The 16,592-nt window shown below is 69.2% G+C and carries 12 protein-coding genes; 3 read left to right on the top strand and 9 right to left on the bottom strand.

What is annotated here, in order from left to right; translation table 11 throughout:
* Positions 1–192 precede the first annotated feature (192 nt).
* Entirely contained in the window at positions 193–885 is a 693-nt protein-coding gene (lexA, locus tag BVIR_RS11745; protein ID WP_055037832.1) for a transcriptional repressor LexA, read from the top strand.
* On the opposite strand, the gene BVIR_RS11750 is transcribed toward lexA, so the two are convergent.
* Complete coding sequence (locus tag BVIR_RS11750) at positions 879–3,176, bottom strand: ComEC/Rec2 family competence protein (RefSeq protein ID WP_055037833.1); 2,298 nt, start codon at positions 3,174–3,176, stop codon at positions 879–881. The genes lexA and BVIR_RS11750 overlap by 7 nt on opposite strands.
* 159 nt (positions 3,177–3,335) lie before the next feature.
* Positions 3,336–5,012 carry a glutamine--tRNA ligase/YqeY domain fusion protein gene (locus BVIR_RS11755; RefSeq protein ID WP_055037834.1) on the bottom strand — a complete coding sequence of 559 codons (1,677 nt, stop codon included), beginning with the start codon at positions 5,010–5,012 and terminating at the stop codon, positions 3,336–3,338.
* A gap of 212 nt (positions 5,013–5,224) precedes the next feature.
* Here BVIR_RS11755 and gltX point away from each other — a divergent pair, with 212 nt between their 5' ends.
* Together gltX and gltA are read left to right on the top strand one after the other, a co-directional pair.
* The gene (gene gltX, locus BVIR_RS11760) at positions 5,225–6,661 is read left to right on the top strand and encodes a glutamate--tRNA ligase (RefSeq protein WP_055037835.1); all 1,437 of its coding nucleotides are present in this window, start codon (positions 5,225–5,227) and stop codon (positions 6,659–6,661) included.
* Between the two features lie 194 nt (positions 6,662–6,855).
* Positions 6,856–8,178, top strand: a complete 1,323-nt coding sequence (gltA, locus tag BVIR_RS11765; protein WP_055037836.1) for a citrate synthase — start codon at positions 6,856–6,858, stop codon at positions 8,176–8,178.
* Between the two features lie 129 nt (positions 8,179–8,307).
* On the opposite strand, the gene lpxB is transcribed toward gltA, so the two are convergent.
* The 7 genes from lpxB to rseP form a co-directional block, all read right to left on the bottom strand.
* A complete protein-coding gene (gene lpxB / locus BVIR_RS11770; RefSeq protein WP_055037837.1) occupies positions 8,308–9,486 on the bottom strand; it encodes a lipid-A-disaccharide synthase in 1,179 nt (392 codons plus the stop codon).
* The gene (locus tag BVIR_RS11775) at positions 9,483–10,352 is read right to left on the bottom strand and encodes an LpxI family protein (RefSeq protein ID WP_055037838.1); all 870 of its coding nucleotides are present in this window, start codon (positions 10,350–10,352) and stop codon (positions 9,483–9,485) included. The genes lpxB and BVIR_RS11775 overlap by 4 nt, the downstream gene beginning before the upstream one ends.
* Positions 10,353–10,356: 4 nt before the next feature.
* Positions 10,357–11,157, bottom strand: a complete 801-nt coding sequence (gene lpxA / locus BVIR_RS11780; RefSeq protein WP_055038854.1) for an acyl-ACP--UDP-N-acetylglucosamine O-acyltransferase — start codon at positions 11,155–11,157, stop codon at positions 10,357–10,359.
* Positions 11,158–11,162: 5 nt separating this feature from the next.
* The gene (gene fabZ, locus BVIR_RS11785) at positions 11,163–11,627 is read right to left on the bottom strand and encodes a 3-hydroxyacyl-ACP dehydratase FabZ (protein WP_055037839.1); all 465 of its coding nucleotides are present in this window, start codon (positions 11,625–11,627) and stop codon (positions 11,163–11,165) included.
* The gene (gene lpxD / locus BVIR_RS11790) at positions 11,624–12,700 is read right to left on the bottom strand and encodes a UDP-3-O-(3-hydroxymyristoyl)glucosamine N-acyltransferase (RefSeq protein WP_055037840.1); all 1,077 of its coding nucleotides are present in this window, start codon (positions 12,698–12,700) and stop codon (positions 11,624–11,626) included. Before lpxD ends, fabZ begins: the two co-directional genes overlap by 4 nt.
* A 229-nt stretch (positions 12,701–12,929) precedes the next feature.
* A complete protein-coding gene (bamA, locus tag BVIR_RS11795; RefSeq protein ID WP_055037841.1) occupies positions 12,930–15,284 on the bottom strand; it encodes an outer membrane protein assembly factor BamA in 2,355 nt (784 codons plus the stop codon).
* Positions 15,285–15,435: 151 nt separating this feature from the next.
* Positions 15,436–16,581 (bottom strand): RIP metalloprotease RseP, encoded by a 1,146-nt coding sequence (rseP, locus tag BVIR_RS11800; RefSeq protein WP_055037842.1) that lies wholly within the window; start codon positions 16,579–16,581, stop codon positions 15,436–15,438.
* Between the last annotated feature and the right edge of the window lie 11 nt (positions 16,582–16,592).

The raw sequence follows: 16,592 nt of genomic DNA on the forward strand, positions 1-16,592 counted from the left end.
CGTGGCGTTAACGGGTTGCGGAACACAAAAGGAACGTATAGGGTCCGTTCATGATTTGTTTCGACCTGCCGGGCCGGCTCTAAAGAGCCGCCTCCAGGATGGATTTTCAACGTTCAGTTCCGTCGCGGCCGAGACGGGCTCGAGGCCGGGAAACCTGCATGGCGAATACGCCTTGCGAGGCAAGAGGCGCCGATGCTCACGCGAAAACAATATGAACTGCTCCGGTTCATCCACGAGCGACTGACCGAATCTGGGATCCCGCCGTCCTTCGACGAGATGAAGGACGCGCTCGACCTCAAATCGAAATCGGGCATCCACCGGCTGATCACCGCGCTGGAGGAGCGCGGCTTCATCCGCCGCCTGCCCAATCGCGCCCGCGCTCTGGAGGTGATCCGCCTCCCCGACGGCGTCGGGCCGTCGCCGCCGCGCCGCGGCTTCGCCCCCGGCGTGATCGAGGGCGGGCTCGGAAAGGTGCGGCCACTGTCGGAGGACGACAGCGGCCGCTCGGTGCCGATCCCGGTGATGGGCCGCATCGCCGCCGGCACGCCGATCTCGGCAATCCAGACCCGCAGCCACGTCATCAACATGCCGCCGGACATGCTGCCGACCGGCGACCACTACGCGCTCGAGGTTCGCGGCGACTCGATGATCGAGGCCGGCATCCTCGAAGGCGACCTGGTGGTGATCAAGAAGTCCGACTCCGCCGACACGGGCGACATCGTCGTCGCGCTGATCGACGACGAGGAAGCGACACTGAAGCGGCTGCGCCGCAAGGGCGCCTCGATCGCTCTGGAGGCCGCCAACCCGGCGTATGAGACCCGCATCTTCGGGCCGGACCGGGTGCGCATCCAGGGCAAGCTGGTCGGACTGTTCCGCCGCTATTGAGCCGGCCCCTCGGCCGACAACTCGGCAGCATCCGACGGCTCGGCCTCCTCGGTGGCGACAGCGGCGGGAGCGGCGACGGCCGCCGAGGAGGCCGGCTGCCGGTGCGGTGACGGCGATGCGGCGGGGTCGGCGCGGACGGCCCAGGGCCGCTCGCGCGCGCTGTCGCGGGCGGGCTCGAACCGCCAGCCCGCCGCCGTCCGGCCAAGAGCGAGGGCGCCGGTTTCATATAGCCGGGCGGGATCGATCCGCACCGCCGCGCACGCCATCGCCACGCTCGCCCGCGTCACCACCACCGCCGCCTTGGCGCAATCCTCCTCCAGCGCTGCGAGCGTGGTGGGCACCGCCACCGCGGCACCATCTTCAAGTCGCGCGATACAGCCCTCGCGGTCGCAGGCAAAGCCGGCAGCCAGGCCGGGGTCGTTCGGCGCGCGGCGGTCACCGTCGGCGGCGAGCCAGATGCGGGCGGCGAAGCGGTCGGCCCCAGCGTTCAGGATCGACAGCCGGCCGTCAGGGCCGCGCACCGCCACCATGCGGCCGCCAGCCTCCACCAGCACGTCGGGCCGGCTCGGGGCGCCAAGCGCCACCGCCAGCGCCAGGGCCGCCACCGGCAGCGCGGCGAGCCGCAGCGGGCTGACCGGCAGCAGGCCGACCAGCAGCGCCGTCACCGCCAGCAGCAGCGGGCCGTCGCCGAACGCCGCAAGCCGCGCGTCGGCCCCTGGCAGGCCCGCCACGAACGTTGAGACGTCGAGGGTGCGGGCGACGCCCCACCCCATCAGCAGCCACAGCGGCCGATCGAACCCGAACGGCAGCAGCAGCACCGCGCCGACCCCGGCCGGCATCACCACCCCGGACACCAGCGGCGTCGCCATCAGATTGGCGAGCAGGCTATAGGGCGACAGCCGGTGGAAATGGGCGGCGGCGAACGGCGCCGTCGCCAGCCCCGCCACCAGCGCCGCCAGCGCAAGACCCACCGTGGCGAGGCCGAGCCCGCGCACCACCCGCTGGACGGCGTCGCCGTCGGCGAAACGCCGGCTGGGCGCCCAGCGCTCGTAGAAGGCGATCAGCGCCAGCGTTGCCGAAAACGACATCTGGAAGCCGGGGTTGAGCACGCTTTCCGGCATCGCGATCATCACCGCCAGCGCCGCCGCCGCCAGCGTGCGCAAACTCAACGCGGCGCGGCCGATCAGGACGCCGGCGAGCACCAGCCCAGCCATCAGGAACGCCCGGGTGGTCGCCACCTCGGCCCCGGACAGCAGCCAATAGGCCGCCGCTGCGGCTATGGCCGCCGACGCCGCCCATTGTTTGATCGGCCGCCGCACCGCCATGCCCGGCACCAGCGCCAGCGTGCCGCGCACCACCACCAGCACGGTGGCGACCACCGCCACCATGTGCAGGCCGGAAATCGAGATGATGTGGTAGAGCCCGGACACCCGCAGGCTGTCGTTGGTGCTCTCGGCGATGGCGTCGCGCTCGCCGGTCACCAGCGCCACCGCGATGGCGCCGGCGTCGCCCGGCACGATGGTGCGGATGCGCTGCCCCAGCCCCTCGCGCGCGCCTTCGACCGCCTGCCGCAGCGCGATGGGCCACGGCATCGCGCCGATCGGCGGCACGCTGCGCACCTCGCCCATGGCCAGCCCGGTGCCACTGATGCCGGCGAACCACAGATCGCGGCCGAAATCCCAGGCGCCGGGCCGCACCGGGCCGGCCGGCGGGTTCAGCCGCGCCCGCACCGCAATATGGCTTCCCACCGGAGGCGCGGCATTGGGCCGGACCACGATGCGCAGCCGGGTCGGCTGGGGGTCGAGCGCCGGTGCGGTCGCGGTGACGTGGAGGATGACGCGGTCGGACTTCTCGCGCTGGTCGCGGTCGGCGACGAAGCCGGACACGGTGGCGACCGTCGGCCTCGCCAGCACCGGATGGGCGACGCTCGCCGTGCGCAGGGTGGCGGCGGTGAAGCCGGCGGCGAAGACCGCGAGCGCGACTGCCAGCGGAAAGCCGAGCGGGCGCGCCCGCGCAACGACGGCAATGGCGGCGAGCGCCAGCATCACCAGCGCCGCCGCGATCAGCGAAGGCTCCCGCTCCGCCTGGAAATAGGTCAGGACGCCGGCGGCGAAGACGACCGGCAGCCACAGCGGGCCGCGGGCGGCCGCGCGCTCCTGATGCCACCAGGCCGCGAGCAATGCCGCCAGCCGTGACAGGCCCGCCGTCGGCAGCGGCGCCGCGCCGGCGAGCGTCCGCGCGCGGCCGATCACCGCCGCCCGCACCTTGGTCCTGCCCGACAGCCCCGCCATGGCGCCCCGAGGGTCCGGGCGGCCGCGCCGGCTCCGGCATCCTCAGGCCACCGACGCCATGCTACACACTCTGAAGATGCAAAACAGCTCGCCTCAAGGCGCCGTCATGCTTCGAGACGGCTTCGCCTCCGCAGCATGAGGGCTGCGGCGAGCGTTGCATCATGCCCCGCTCACTTTCGCCCAGGTGTCGCGCAGGCCGATGGTGCGGTTGAACACCGGCCGGGCTGGCGTCGAGTCCTTGTCACGGGTGAAATAGCCCAGCCGCTCGAACTGCACTGGCTCGACGCCGCCTTCTGCCAGCGACGGCTCCAGCCTGGCGTCGGCGATGATCTCCAGCGAATCCGGATTGAGGTCGGCGGCGAAATTGGCGGGGTTGGGCTCGGCGGTCGAGAACAGCGGATTGTAGAGCCGCACCTCGGCCTCCACCGCGTCCGCCGCGTTCACCCAATGCAGCGTCGCCTTGACCTTGCGGCCATCCGGCGCGTTGCCGCCCTTGGAGGCGGGATCGTAGGTGCAGCGCAGCTCAACCACCTCGCCCGAGGCGTCCTTGATCGCCTCGCGGCAGGTGACGAGATAGGCGTAGCGCAGCCGCACCTCCTTGCCGGGCGACAGCCGGTAGAACCCCTTGGACGGCGTCTCCATGAAATCGTCGCGCTCGACGTAAAGCTCGCGGCCAAACTGCAGCGTGCGGGTGCCGGCGCTGGCATCGTCGGGGTGGTTGACCGCCTCGAACGTCTCGGACTGGCCCTCGGGATAGTTCTCGATCACGATCTTCAGCGGCTTCAGCACCGCCATGCGGCGCTCGGCCTTGGCGTTGAGCACCTCGCGCACCGCGAAGTCGAACATGGCGACGTCGACGGTGGAGTTGGCCTTGGCGACGCCGATGCGGCGGACGAACTCGCGCAGCGCCTCCGCCGGCACGCCGCGGCGGGCGAGCCCGGCCAGCGTCGGCATGCGCGGGTCGTCCCAGCCCTTGACGTGGCCCTCGCGCACCAGCGTGGTCAGAACGCGCTTCGACAGCACGGTGTAGGTAAGGTTCAGCCGCGCAAATTCGTACTGGCGCGGCTTCGAGGGCACCGGCAGGTTGTCGATGAACCAGTCGTACAGCGGCCGGTGATCCTCGAACTCCAGCGTGCAGATGGAGTGGGTGATGCCTTCGATGGCGTCCGACTGGCCGTGGGCGAAGTCGTAGCTGGGATAGATGCACCATGCCGTGCCGGTGCGCGGGTGGACGGCGTGCAGGATGCGATAGAGCACCGGGTCGCGCAGATTGATATTGCCGGCCGCCATGTCGATTTTCGCGCGCAGCACGCGGGCGCCATTCGGGAATTCGCCGGCGCGCATGCGGCGGAACAGGTCGAGGTTGTCCTCGACCGAGCGGCCCCGGAACGGGCTGTCGGTGCCCGGCTCGGTGAGCGTGCCGCGGCTTAAGCGCATCTGGTCGGGCGAGAGGTCGTCGACATAGGCCTTGCCCGCCCTGATCAACTGTTCCGCCCAGGCGTAAAGCTGCTCGAAATAGTCGGAGGCGTGGAAGAGGTGCTCGCCCCAGTCGAAGCCCAGCCAATGGACGTCGCGCTTGATGGCGTCGATGTACTCCTGCTCTTCCTTGGTGGGGTTGGTGTCGTCGAACCGCAAATGGCAGCGGCCGCCAAATTCCTGGGCAATGCCGAAATTCAGGCAGATCGACTTGGCGTGGCCGATGTGGAGATAGCCGTTGGGCTCGGGCGGAAAGCGCGTCACCACCGTCTGGTGGCGCCCGGCGTCGAGGTCGGCCTGGACGATGTCGCGGATGAAGTCGCGTCCGGCCTCCGCCGTGCTGGTCTCAAAGGCTGTCATGCTTGGCGAACTCCGTTGCCGACCGCCGCGGGGGGCGTCGCGTCCAAATCTCGATGCCAGTGGTGTGCCAAATTCGCGCCGCCGCGCCAAGGCGGCCGACCGCAGGAACCCCGGCCCGACCGCCCCGGCGGCAGGGGCATAGGTGAAAGGCCGTGACACCCGGCGCCGTCGTGATAAACGGGCGCCAACTTTTCTCCAACGATCCGGCCGACATGAGCGACCCCGTCGTCACCCGCTTTGCCCCCTCGCCGACCGGCTTCCTCCACATCGGCGGCGCCCGCACCGCACTGTTCAACTGGCTCTATGCCCGCGCCACCGGCGGCAAGATGCTGCTGCGCATCGAGGATACCGACCGCGAGCGCTCGACCGACGCGGCGATCGACGCCATCCTCGACGGCCTGTCATGGCTCGGCATCACCTGGGATGGCGAGGCGATCTACCAGTTCGCCCGCGCCGAGCGCCACCGCGCGGTGGTCGAGCAGCTGCTCGCCGCCGGCCGGGCGTATCGCTGCTATGCGAGTCCCGAAGAACTGGCCGACATGCGCGAGGCGGCCCGCCGCGAGGGCCGCTCCAAGCTCTATGACGGCCGCTGGCGCGACCGCGACCCGGCCGAGGCCCCGGCCGGCGTCCGCCCGGTGATCCGGCTCAAGGCGCCGCTCGAAGGCGAGACGGTGATCGAGGATCTGGTCCAAGGCCGCGTGACCTGGCAGAACAAGGACCTCGACGACCTGGTGCTGCTGCGCTCGGACGGCACCCCGACCTACATGCTGGCGGTGGTGGTCGACGACCACGACATGGCGGTGACCCACGTCATCCGCGGCGACGACCACCTCACCAACGCCGCCCGCCAGACGCACATCTACGACGCGATGGGCTGGCAGGTGCCGCGGTTCGCCCATATCCCGCTGATCCACGGTGCGGACGGCGCCAAGCTCTCCAAGCGCCACGGCGCGCTCGGCGTCGATGCCTATCGCGCCATGGGCTACCTGCCGGCCGCGCTGCGTAATTATCTGGTGCGGCTGGGCTGGAGCCATGGCGACCAGGAGATCTTCTCGACCGAGGAGATGGTGGCGGCATTCGACGTCTCGCGCATCGGCCGCTCGGCGGCGCGGTTCGACTTCGCCAAGCTGGAAAGCCTCAACGGCCACTACATGCGCACCACCGCCGACGCCGACCTGCTGGCGGCGCTCGAAGCGGCGCTGCCGTTCTTTCCCGGCGGGCCGGCGGTGGCGGCCCGGCTCGATGCGCCGCTGCGCGACAGGCTGCTCGCGGCGATGCCGGGGCTGAAAGACCGCGCCAAGACTTTGATCGATCTGCTGAACGGCGCCGCCTTCGTGCTGGCGGAGCGCCCGATCGCGCTCGAGGACAAGGCGAAGGCGCTGCTGACACAGGAGGCGCGGGCGCTGCTTGCCACGCTCGCCGACGAATTCGAGGCGGCCGAGACCTGGTCGGCCGAGGCGCTGGAGCCGATCATGCGGGCCCATGCCGAGCGCGCCGGCTTGAAGCTCGGCCAGGTCGCCCAGCCGCTGCGGGTCGCCTTGACCGGGCGCACCACCTCGCCGGGCATCTTCGACGTCCTGGTGGTGCTCGGCCGCGCCGAGAGCGTCGGCCGCATGCGCGACCAGGGCGCGGCGGCGGCGGCGGCTTGACGGCGATGGGCGGTGGCGCCCATGCTCCCGCTCAACCGTGCACGGCGCGCCGCGGCCCCGGGACCTGGACGAATTGATGTCTGGACAAATGCGGCCGCGCCGTCCGTTAAGACGCATCTCTCATGCGTGAGATAGTCCCCCTCCTGACGGAAACCGTCGGCCACCGTCGGGGTTGACTCGCGAAGGTCAGTTCAATGGACGCCAAGACTCCGGACCCCAAGTCTCCCGACCTCAATTCCGGCACCCTCGCCGTCGGCGACAAGAGCTGGTCGTTTCCGGTCCTGCACGGAAGCATCGGCCCTTCCGTGCTCGACATCAGCAAGCTCTACGGCCAGACCGGGATGTTCACCTACGATCCCGGCTTCACCTCGACCGCAGCCTGCGAATCCAAGATCACCTATATCGACGGCGATGAGGGGGTGCTGCTGTATCGGGGCTACCCGATCGAACAGCTCGCCATGAACGGCGACTTCCTCGAAACCTGTTACCTGCTGCTTTATGGCGAGTTGCCGACCCCGGCGCAGAAGACCGATTTCGATTACCGCGTCACCCGCCACACCATGGTGCACGAGCAGATGGCCCGGTTCTACCAGGGCTTCCGCCGCGACGCGCACCCGATGGCGGTGATGGTCGGCTGCGTCGGCGCGCTGTCGGCATTCTATCACGACTCGATCGACATCTCCGACCCGCACCAGCGGATGGTCGCCTCGATCCGCATGATCGCGAAGATGCCGACCATCGCGGCGATGGCTTACAAATATACCATCGGGCAGCCGTTCATCTATCCCAAGAACGACCTCGACTATTCCTCGAATTTCCTGCGCATGTGCTTCGCCGTTCCGGCCGAGGACTACAAGGTCAACCCGATCCTGGCGAAAGCGATGGATCGCATTTTCATCCTGCACGCCGACCACGAGCAGAACGCCTCGACCTCGACGGTGCGGCTCGCCGGCTCCTCCGGCGCCAACCCGTTCGCCTGCATCGCCGCCGGCATCGCCTGCCTGTGGGGCCCCGCCCACGGCGGCGCCAACGAGGCGGCGCTGAAGATGCTGGGCGAGATCGGCCACGTCAGCCGCATCCCGGAGTACATCAAGCGCGCCAAGGACAAGAACGACCCGTTCCGGCTGATGGGCTTCGGCCACCGCGTCTACAAGAATTACGATCCGCGCGCCAAGATCATGCAGCAGACCTGCCACGAGGTGCTGCGCGAGCTCGGCATCAAGCACGACCCGCTGCTCGACGTCGCCATGGAGCTGGAGCGGATCGCGCTCAGCGACGACTACTTCATCGAAAAGAAGCTCTATCCCAACATCGACTTCTATTCGGGCATCACACTCAAGGCGATGGGCTTCTCGACCTCGATGTTCACCGTGCTGTTCGCGCTTGCCCGCACCGTGGGCTGGATCGCGCAGTGGAAGGAGATGATCGAGGACCCGCAGCAGAAGATCGGCCGGCCGCGGCAGATCTATTCCGGCGCGCCGCGCCGCGACTATGTCGCGATCGCCAAGCGGCGCTGACTTTGCGCAAATCGCGTCCCGGACGTCGCGCCGCGACGATCCGGGAGCGGCGCTCGGGCGCGGCCGCTTTTGCTGACGATCCAGGATCGCGGCTTCGCGGCGGTCCGGGGCGACGGATAAAAGGGGTGTTCAACGGGGCGCGCGGCGTCCCGTTTTGGTCTCGAACGTTGCAATCACCTGATCGGCGGCGCGGAACGACGGCGCGACCGCGCCGACGTGCATCACCTCGTCGAGCCGCGCGAACGCTCCGAGCTGACGGGCGCGGTTGGCACCCTCGCGCAGAATGCCGTCCAGTGCCGCCGCCAGCTTGTCGGCGGTGCAGTCGGCCTGCAGATATTCCGGCACCACGATGCCGCCGAGCACGAGGTTGGCGAGGATGAACATCGGCAGCCGAATCAGCTTGCGCGCCGCGAACGCCTCGATCGCCGAGCCCCGATAGGCGGCGATGGTCGGCACCCCGGCCAGCGCCAGCTCCAGCGTCACCGTGCCGGACGCCGCCAGCGCGCCGCGGGCGCGGCGGAATGCGTCGAGCTTGCCGGCCTCGCTGTCGAGAACCGCCGGCTTGACCGGCCACGCCGCCACCGCGGCCTCGACCTCGGCCTTGAGGTGCGGCAGCGTCGGCAGCACCGGCTCGAACGCCCCGATGCGCTGCTGGAGCAACGCCAGCGTATCGGCGAACACCGGCAGCAGGTGGTGCAGCTCGGCGTGGCGGCTGCCCGGCAGCACCAGCAGCACCGGCGGCTCGGCGGCTCGGCGCGCCGCGTCATGCGGCCCCGGCCGCAGCTCGGCGAGGCGCTCGACCAGCGGGTGGCCGACATAGCTGCACGGCGGGCCGCCAAGCTCGCGGTGGGAGTCCGGCTCGAACGGCAGCAGCGCCAGGATGTGGTCGCACCACTTGGCCATCGCCCGCGCCCGCCCCGACCGCCACGCCCACACCGTGGGCGAGACGTAGACCACGATCGGCAGCTCGGGCAGGCGCTTGCGCACGCGCTGGGCGACGCGGTGGGAGAAATCCGGACTGTCGATCAGCACCAGCACGTCGGGCGGATTGGCGATGATGGCGCGCGCGGTCTCGTCGATCCGACGCAGCACCCGCCGGAGCTGGCGCGCCACCGCGATGAAGCCGACCAGGGCGATGTCGGAGATCGGGAACAGGCTGGTGAGGCCCTCGCGCTCCATCGCCGCGCCGCCGAGGCCACGGAAGGCGACGCGGCCGCCGGTGCGCGCCTTGAGCGCCGCCATCAGCTTGTGGCCGAGCTGATCGCCCGAGGCTTCGCCGGCGACCACAAACACGTCCAGCGCGGTCATGCCGGCCCTGCCTTCAGCGCAATGCCGGTCACGAACAGCCCGGCGCGCTCGGCCGCCGCTGCCGTCTCGGCGGCATCGGCGATCAGCGTCTCGCCGGCGGCGACCGCGATGCCGCGCAGCTCCGCCCGCACCGCGCCGGCCACGGTGGATGAGCCGATCGCCGGCATGTCGACCCGGCGGTCCTGGGCCGGCTTGGGCGTCTTGACCAGCACCCCGGCGCGGCCGCTGAGGCGCAGCCGGCCGGCGGCGCGCAGCTCGGCGACGCGCGCCAGCATCAGGTCGGTGCCCTCGGCCGCCTCCACCGCGACGATGCAATGGTTGACGACCACCACGGCCTGGCCGATGTCGAAGCGGCCGGCGGTGGCGAGGTAGTCGATGCCGATGGCGATGTCGGCCTCGTCGAGCGCGGATGGCCGGTGGCGGCCGAGCGCGCCTGCCGGCGCCAGCAGTTCGGGTGCGATCTCGTGCGCGCCGCGCACGGTGAAGCCCTCGGCCTCGAACAGCCGCACCAGCCAGGTCAGCAGCTTGTCGTCGCCGCCAAGCATGGCCCGTGCGTAGCGGGTGATGAGCTGCAGTGCCCTGAAATCGAGCCGGATGTCGCGGATGCGCGGCCGGGTCGCCGAGCCGACGATGACGATCTCGCGGCAGCCGGCGCCGCGAAACGCGTTGAACACCCGGCCCGGCATGCCGATCGGCACCATCAGGTGGGGAAACCGCGTCACGTCGGGCAAGGCAAGGCCGCGCAGCGCGACGATGAACACCGGGCGGCCGGCGCGCACTGCGGCATCCGCCACCATGATCGGCACCCGGCCGCCGGCGGCAAGAACCCCCAACGGGGCCGGGCGCTCGGCGCTCACCACCGTCACGGCGTCAGACCTCGTCGAGCTCGCGCGGCATGGTGATCCGCCGCTTGGTGCCGGCGCGCAGGAAGTCGACGATCTTGCCGACATTGCCATCGCCCTCGAACGCCGCCGCCACCTGCTCGACCCGCTCGGCTAGCGTGCCGGCGCCGAAGAACAGCATGCGGTAGGCGTGCCTCAGGGCGTGGATGGCCTCGCGCGAAAAGCCGCGGCGCTTGAGCCCGACCAGATTGAGCCCGCCGAGCTGGCCCCGCGAGCCCACCACCGAGCCGAACGGAATAACGTCGTGCTCGACCCCGGTCATGCCGCCGATGATCGACTGCTCGCCGATGCGCACGAACTGATGAACCCCGCATTGCCCGCCGAGGAACGACTTGTCGCCCACCATGCAATGCCCGCCCAGGGTGGCGTTGTTGGCGAAGATGACGTCGTCGCCGACGTGGCAGTCATGGGCGGCGTGCGAGCCCGCCATCATGAAGCAGCGATCGCCGACGGTCGTCACCCCGCCGCCGAAATCGGTGCCGGCATTGATGGTGACCGTCTCGCGGATGATGCAATCGGCGCCGACCTCGACCCGGCTGTCGCCGCCGCCATGGCGCACCGCCTGCGGCAGCCCGCCGATCACCGCGAACGGGTGGATCTTGGTGCGGGCGCCGATCCGACTCGCGCCGATCACCACGGCGTGGGAGATCAGCTCGACGCCGTCGCCGAGCTCGACCTCGGGGCCGACAATGCAGAACGGGCCGACGACGACATCCGCACCAAGCTTGGCACCATCGTCGACGCGGGACGTCGGGTCGATCCTGGCCATCGCCGTCACTCGCCCAGCATGGCGCCAAGGTCGGCTTCCGCCGCGATCTCGCCGTTGACGCGGGCCTCGCCGTGGTACCACCACATATTCCGCCGCTTGGCGGTCTTGGTCATGTGGAACTCAACGACTTCGCCCGGCAACACCGGCCGGCGGAACTTGCAGTTGTCGATGGTGAGGAAATAGACCACGCCCGGACTGCCGGTGGCGCGGGAGAGGATGCAGATGACGCCGGCGGTCTGGGCCATGCCCTCGATCAGCAGCACGCCCGGCATCACCGGCCGGCCGGGGAAATGCCCCTGGAACTGCGGCTCGTTGATGGTGACCGCCTTGATGCCGACCGCCGAGCGGTCGCCGTCGATCTTCTCGACGCGGTCCACCATGAGAAACGGATAGCGGTGCGGCAGCAGCTGCAGCACGCGCTGAATGTCCAGCGCCTCCAGTACCGTCGTCGTCTCCGGCTCAGTGGTCATTCGTCCCCCCGTTCGCCCTTGCCAGCCGGGCGCTCGTCACCCCCTTGCGCCGCCAGCTTGGCCACCATCGTCACTTCGCGGAACCACACCCGCACCGGCTTGGCCGGCACGCCGCCCCAGCGGGCGCCCGGCGGCACATCGTCCTTCACCGACGACGTCGCGGCGATCTGGGCGCCGTCGCCGATGGTGACGTGCCCGATGACGCCGACCTGTCCGCCCAGCACCACGAAGTCCCCCAGCGTGGCGCTGCCGGAAATGCCGACCTGCGCCACGATCACGCAATTGCGCCCCACCGTCACGTTGTGGGCGATTTGCACGAGATTGTCGATCTTCGTACCCTCGCCGATCACGGTGTCGCCGGAGGCGCCACGATCAACGGTGGTGCCGGCGCCGATCTCGACGTCGTCCTGGATGATCACCCGGCCGAGCTGCGGCACCTTGAGGTGGCCGCGCGGCCCCATCGCGTAGCCGAAGCCGTCCTGGCCGATCCGCACCCCGCCGTGAACCACCACCCGGTTGCCGAGCAGCGCGAACATGACGCTGGCGCCGGGGCCGATCGAGCAGTCGCGGCCGATGCGCACCCCTTGCCCGATCACCGCATTGGCGGTGATCGTGGTGCCGGCGCCGATCTCGACGTCGGCGCCGATAACCGCGCCGGGATCGACGGTGACGCCCGGCTCCAGCCGCGCGGTGGGATGGACCATAGCGCCGTGGGCGATGCCGGTGGCGCCGAACGCCGAGCCGGGCCGCAGCGCCTCGGGAAACAGCGTGCGCGACAGCGTCGCTAAGGCCCGGTGGGCATCGGCGACCACCAGCGGGGCGATGTGCTCGGGCACCGCGGCCGCAAGGCGCGCGCGCACGAAGCACGCCGCCGCGCGCGAGGCGACCAGAGCGTCGCGGTACTTGGTGTTGTCGTAGAAGGTGACGTCGGCCGGGCCGGCGCGGTCGAGCGCCGCGACACCGCTGATCGACCGCGCCGGATCGATCAGGCGCGGCGTCTCGGCCCCCACCAGCGCCGCCACCTCGCCGAGCGTCAGCGTTTTCGTGCGGGTGAAGAAACGCGGTTCAGGCATCACGACTGGCCACGACCGTCGCGGGCGCGCCGGTCTGCGAGAACGGGAAGGCGGGACTCATCGATGATCCGCCGGACTGCGGTGAATAGCCGGGAGTCGGGGCGGAGGAAAGCACGGCGTTTGCCCTGCCCCGCCGGCCGCGGCGGCGGCCCGGCCAAGATGGGCAGGCCCGAAAACGAAACTCCGGCCGTCGCGGCCGGAGCTTCCATTTCGTCGGGTTGGCGACGGGTCAGAACCTGGTGCCGCCGCTGAAGCGGAACGCCTGGGTCTTGTCGTAGGTGTCCTTCGACAGCGCCACCGCGTAGTCGATGCGGATCGGGCCGAACGGCGAGGTCCAGATCACGCCGGCGCCGACCGAGGAGCGAATCACGTTCTCGTCGCGGACGTCCATGCCGGAGTAGACTTCGCCCTGGTAGTCCCACACCGAGCCGGCGTCGGCGAACAGCGCACCCTTGAGGCCGAAGTCCTTCGGCATCCACGGCACCGGGAACTGCACCTCGGCCGAAGTGCCCCAATACATGGTGCCGCCGAGTGCGTCCTGGTTGTAGGAGGCGAGGTCGCGCGGGCCGATGCCGGCGGACTTGAAGCCGCGCACCAGGTTCGGCCCCATGAAGAAGCCGTCCATGATGCGGAAGTCCTGGTCGCCCCAGCCGGTGACGTGGCCGCCCTGGGCGCGCAGCAGGCCGACGATGTCGCTGCCGAGGTCGTGGTACCACTTCACGTCGCCGGTGGTGCGAATGAAGTTGACGTCGCCGCCGACGCCGGCGAAGTCCTGCCGCAGCTCGGCATAGACGCCCTTGGTCGGGGTCTTGTTGCTGTCGAGGGTATTGTAGGCCAGCGTGTAGCCGACCAGCGACACCAGCTGCGGATCGCCGGCGATCTCCTTGAATGCCTGCGACGCTTCACCGTTGTCCGGATCACCATCACTATAGGCTTCGTTCGCAATCGTGATCTCCTGCTGGTACAGCGAGTAGCGCAGCTGGATCGACAGATCGTCCTGGAGCGGCAGGCCGAAGCGGATGGTGCCGCCCTTCATGTTGTTGGTGTAGGACACCGAGTTCGACGACGACGGCGAGGTTTCCTTGTAGAATAGGTCGAAGCCGGCCGCGATGCGGTGCCCCAGGAAGTAGGGGTCGGTGAAGTTGAACTCGGCGCCCTTGGAGTACTCGCCCCACGACCCGGCGACGCGGACATAGTGGCCGCGGCCGAGGAAGTTGCGCTCGGCGACCGAGACTTCGCCGATGAAGCCCTCGGCGGTCGAGTAGCCGCCGGCCACCGAGAATTCGCCGGTGGGCTGGTCCTCAACGTCGACGTTCAGGATGACGCGGTCGGGTGCCGAGCCGGGCTCGTTGGCGATCTTCACCGTCTTGAAGTAGCCGAGGTTCTTCAGCCGGCGCTCGGCCTTGTCGACCATCACGCGGTTGTAGGCGTCGCCCTCGTAGATGTCGAACTCGCGGCGCACCACATAGTCGCGGGTGCGGGTGTTGCCGCGGACGTTGATGCGCTCGATGTAGACGCGCGGGCCTTCCTCGATGACGTAGGTCACCGCGATCTGCTTGGTCTCCGGGTCGCGGTCGCCGCGCGGTCGCACCTGGGCGAAGGCATAACCCTTCTTGGAGACCTCGATGGTGAGGTCCTCAATGGTCTTCTCGACCGAATCGGCGTTGTAGGTCGCGCCGGTCTGGGTGCGCAGCACCCGCCGCAGCGAAGCCGAATCGATGTCGCGAATGTTCGACTGCACCTCGACGGCGCCGAACTTGTATTGCTCGCCCTCGTCCACCGCGATGACGATGACGAACTCGTTCTTCTCGCGGTCGAGGTCGGCGGTGGCCGACAGAATGCGGAAATCGGCGTAGCCGTTCTTCAGATAGAAGCGGCGAATCAGTTCCTGGTCGGCATTGAGGCGGTCGGGATCGTAGACGTCGCTGTTCTTCAGCCAGCTCAGCCAGTTGCTCTCGGTCGTCGTCATGACGTCCTTGAGCTTCCAGTCGCCGAACGCGTGGTTGCCGACGAACTCGATGCGGCGCACCGCCGTCTTCGAGCCCTCGGTGACCTCGAACACCAGATCGACGCGACCGTTGGGCAGATCGATGATCTTCGGGTCGACACGAATGTCGTAGCGGCCAGAGCGGCGATAAACCTCAAGGATACGCTGGACGTCGGACTGCACTGTCGCGCGCGACAGCGGACCGCGCGACTTGGACTGAACCTCGCCGGTCAGCACGTCATCCTTGATCTTCTTGTTGCCCTCGAAGGCAACACGGTTGATCACGAGGTTCTCGACCACCGTGACCACCAGCCGGCCACCTTGCTGACTGACGCGGACGTCCTCGAACAGGCCGGTCGCGAACAGCGACTTGACGCCCTCGTCGATGGTGGCGGCATCGAGCCGGTTGCCGCGGAAATAGCCGCGGATGGTGTCAGCGTCGACGCGACGGTTGCCCTGAACGACGATGGCCGAGGCAGACTGGGCCAACGCCGGCGTGCTGAGCACCACCAACGCCGTACCGGTCCCGGTGACGCCACCCCCAGCGAGGGCCGCCACCGCTGCCAGTCGACCAATAACCCGAACGCATGAAGTCATTGGGAAGCAACCATTATGTTTGTCGTGACGCTGCTCCGCCCGAATGGATTCCGACGGGAACAGATTGCTTGTACAGGCATTTCCAGACCCTGCAAACCAAAGCCCGGCCGTGATCCTCGGATTTCCAGACACCGTTGCCGATCCGCCACTGTTAAGACGTCGCCAAATGAACAATGTCGTTCCAGGTTGCAAACAGCATGAGCATCAGCACCAAAGCCAGCCCGACCCGGAAGAACATCTCTTGCGCCCGCTCGCCGATCGGGCGGCCGCGCGCCGCCTCGACGGCGTAGAAAACGAGGTGGCCGCCGTCCAGCATCGGAATCGGGAACAGGTTGAGCAGCCCGATCGAGATCGACAGGATGGCGGCGAGATTGACCAGCGCGATCATCCCGACCCCGGCGACCTGGCCGGACAGCTGGGCGATGCGGATCGGGCCGCCGAGCTGGTCGGCCGATTCCTTGCCGGCGATCAGCCCGCCGACATAGGCCAGGGTGCGCTCGGTGACGTACCACGTCTCCTGCACCGCCATCCAGGTCGAGGTGAACGGGTCGTGCCGCTCGCGGATGACCTCCTCGGGCGTGGTCGAGCGCGACAGGCCGAGAATGCCGGTGCGGATGGTGTTGCCGAAATTGTCCTTGATCTCGCGCATCCGCGGGGTGGCGAGCAGATGCTGGCGGACGCCGCCGCGGTCGACCTCGACCGCGATCTCGGTATCGGCGTTGACGCCGACGACGCGCTGCATGTCGGAGAAGCTGCGGATCGGCTGCCCGTTGATCGTTACCACCACGTCGCCGGCCTTGAAGCCGGCGGTATCGGCGGCGCTGCCGGGCTCGACCACGTCGACCCGCGCCGCGGTGATCTGCTTGCCGTAAAGGGTGTAGATGCCGGCGAAAATGGCGATGGCGAGCACGAAGTTGGCCAGCGGCCCGGCGACCACCACCGCAGCGCGCTGCCACACCGGCTTGTAGTGGAAGCTCACCCGCCGCTCGGCCTCGGTCATGGTGCGCACCGCCTCGCCGTCCGGCACGCTGGCGGCATTCTCGTCGCCGAAGAAGCGGACATAGCCGCCGAGCGGAATGGCGCCGAGGCGCCAGCGGGTGCCGTGGCGGTCGTTGAAGCCGGCCAGCTCAGGCCCGAAGCCGATCGAGAACGCCTCGACCCGCACCCCGCACAGCCGGGCGACCCAGAAGTGGCCGAACTCGTGGAAGAACACCACGATGGTCAGGACGAACAAGAACGGCAGGGCGTAGCCGACAAAGCCCTCGCCGAGCGCGCCAACTGCGCTGATCAGATCCATCGTGTGTCCTG

The organism is Blastochloris viridis (genome assembly GCF_001402875.1).
In the GTDB taxonomy this organism is placed as follows: Bacteria; Pseudomonadota; Alphaproteobacteria; order Rhizobiales; family Xanthobacteraceae; genus Blastochloris; species Blastochloris viridis.

Coding starts and splice junctions, on each gene's coding strand:
- lpxA (WP_055038854.1), bottom strand. CDS start 11,157: ATGGCCAGGATCGACCCGACGTCCCGCGTCGACGATGGTGCCAAGCTT.
- gltX (WP_055037835.1), top strand. CDS start 5,225: ATGAGCGACCCCGTCGTCACCCGCTTTGCCCCCTCGCCGACCGGCTTC.
- lexA (WP_055037832.1), top strand. CDS start 193: ATGCTCACGCGAAAACAATATGAACTGCTCCGGTTCATCCACGAGCGA.
- BVIR_RS11755 (WP_055037834.1), bottom strand. CDS start 5,012: ATGACAGCCTTTGAGACCAGCACGGCGGAGGCCGGACGCGACTTCATC.
- lpxD (WP_055037840.1), bottom strand. CDS start 12,700: ATGCCTGAACCGCGTTTCTTCACCCGCACGAAAACGCTGACGCTCGGC.
- bamA (WP_055037841.1), bottom strand. CDS start 15,284: ATGACTTCATGCGTTCGGGTTATTGGTCGACTGGCAGCGGTGGCGGCC.
- BVIR_RS11750 (WP_055037833.1), bottom strand. CDS start 3,176: ATGGCGGGGCTGTCGGGCAGGACCAAGGTGCGGGCGGCGGTGATCGGC.
- gltA (WP_055037836.1), top strand. CDS start 6,856: ATGGACGCCAAGACTCCGGACCCCAAGTCTCCCGACCTCAATTCCGGC.
- rseP (WP_055037842.1), bottom strand. CDS start 16,581: ATGGATCTGATCAGCGCAGTTGGCGCGCTCGGCGAGGGCTTTGTCGGC.
- lpxB (WP_055037837.1), bottom strand. CDS start 9,486: ATGACCGCGCTGGACGTGTTTGTGGTCGCCGGCGAAGCCTCGGGCGAT.
- fabZ (WP_055037839.1), bottom strand. CDS start 11,627: ATGACCACTGAGCCGGAGACGACGACGGTACTGGAGGCGCTGGACATT.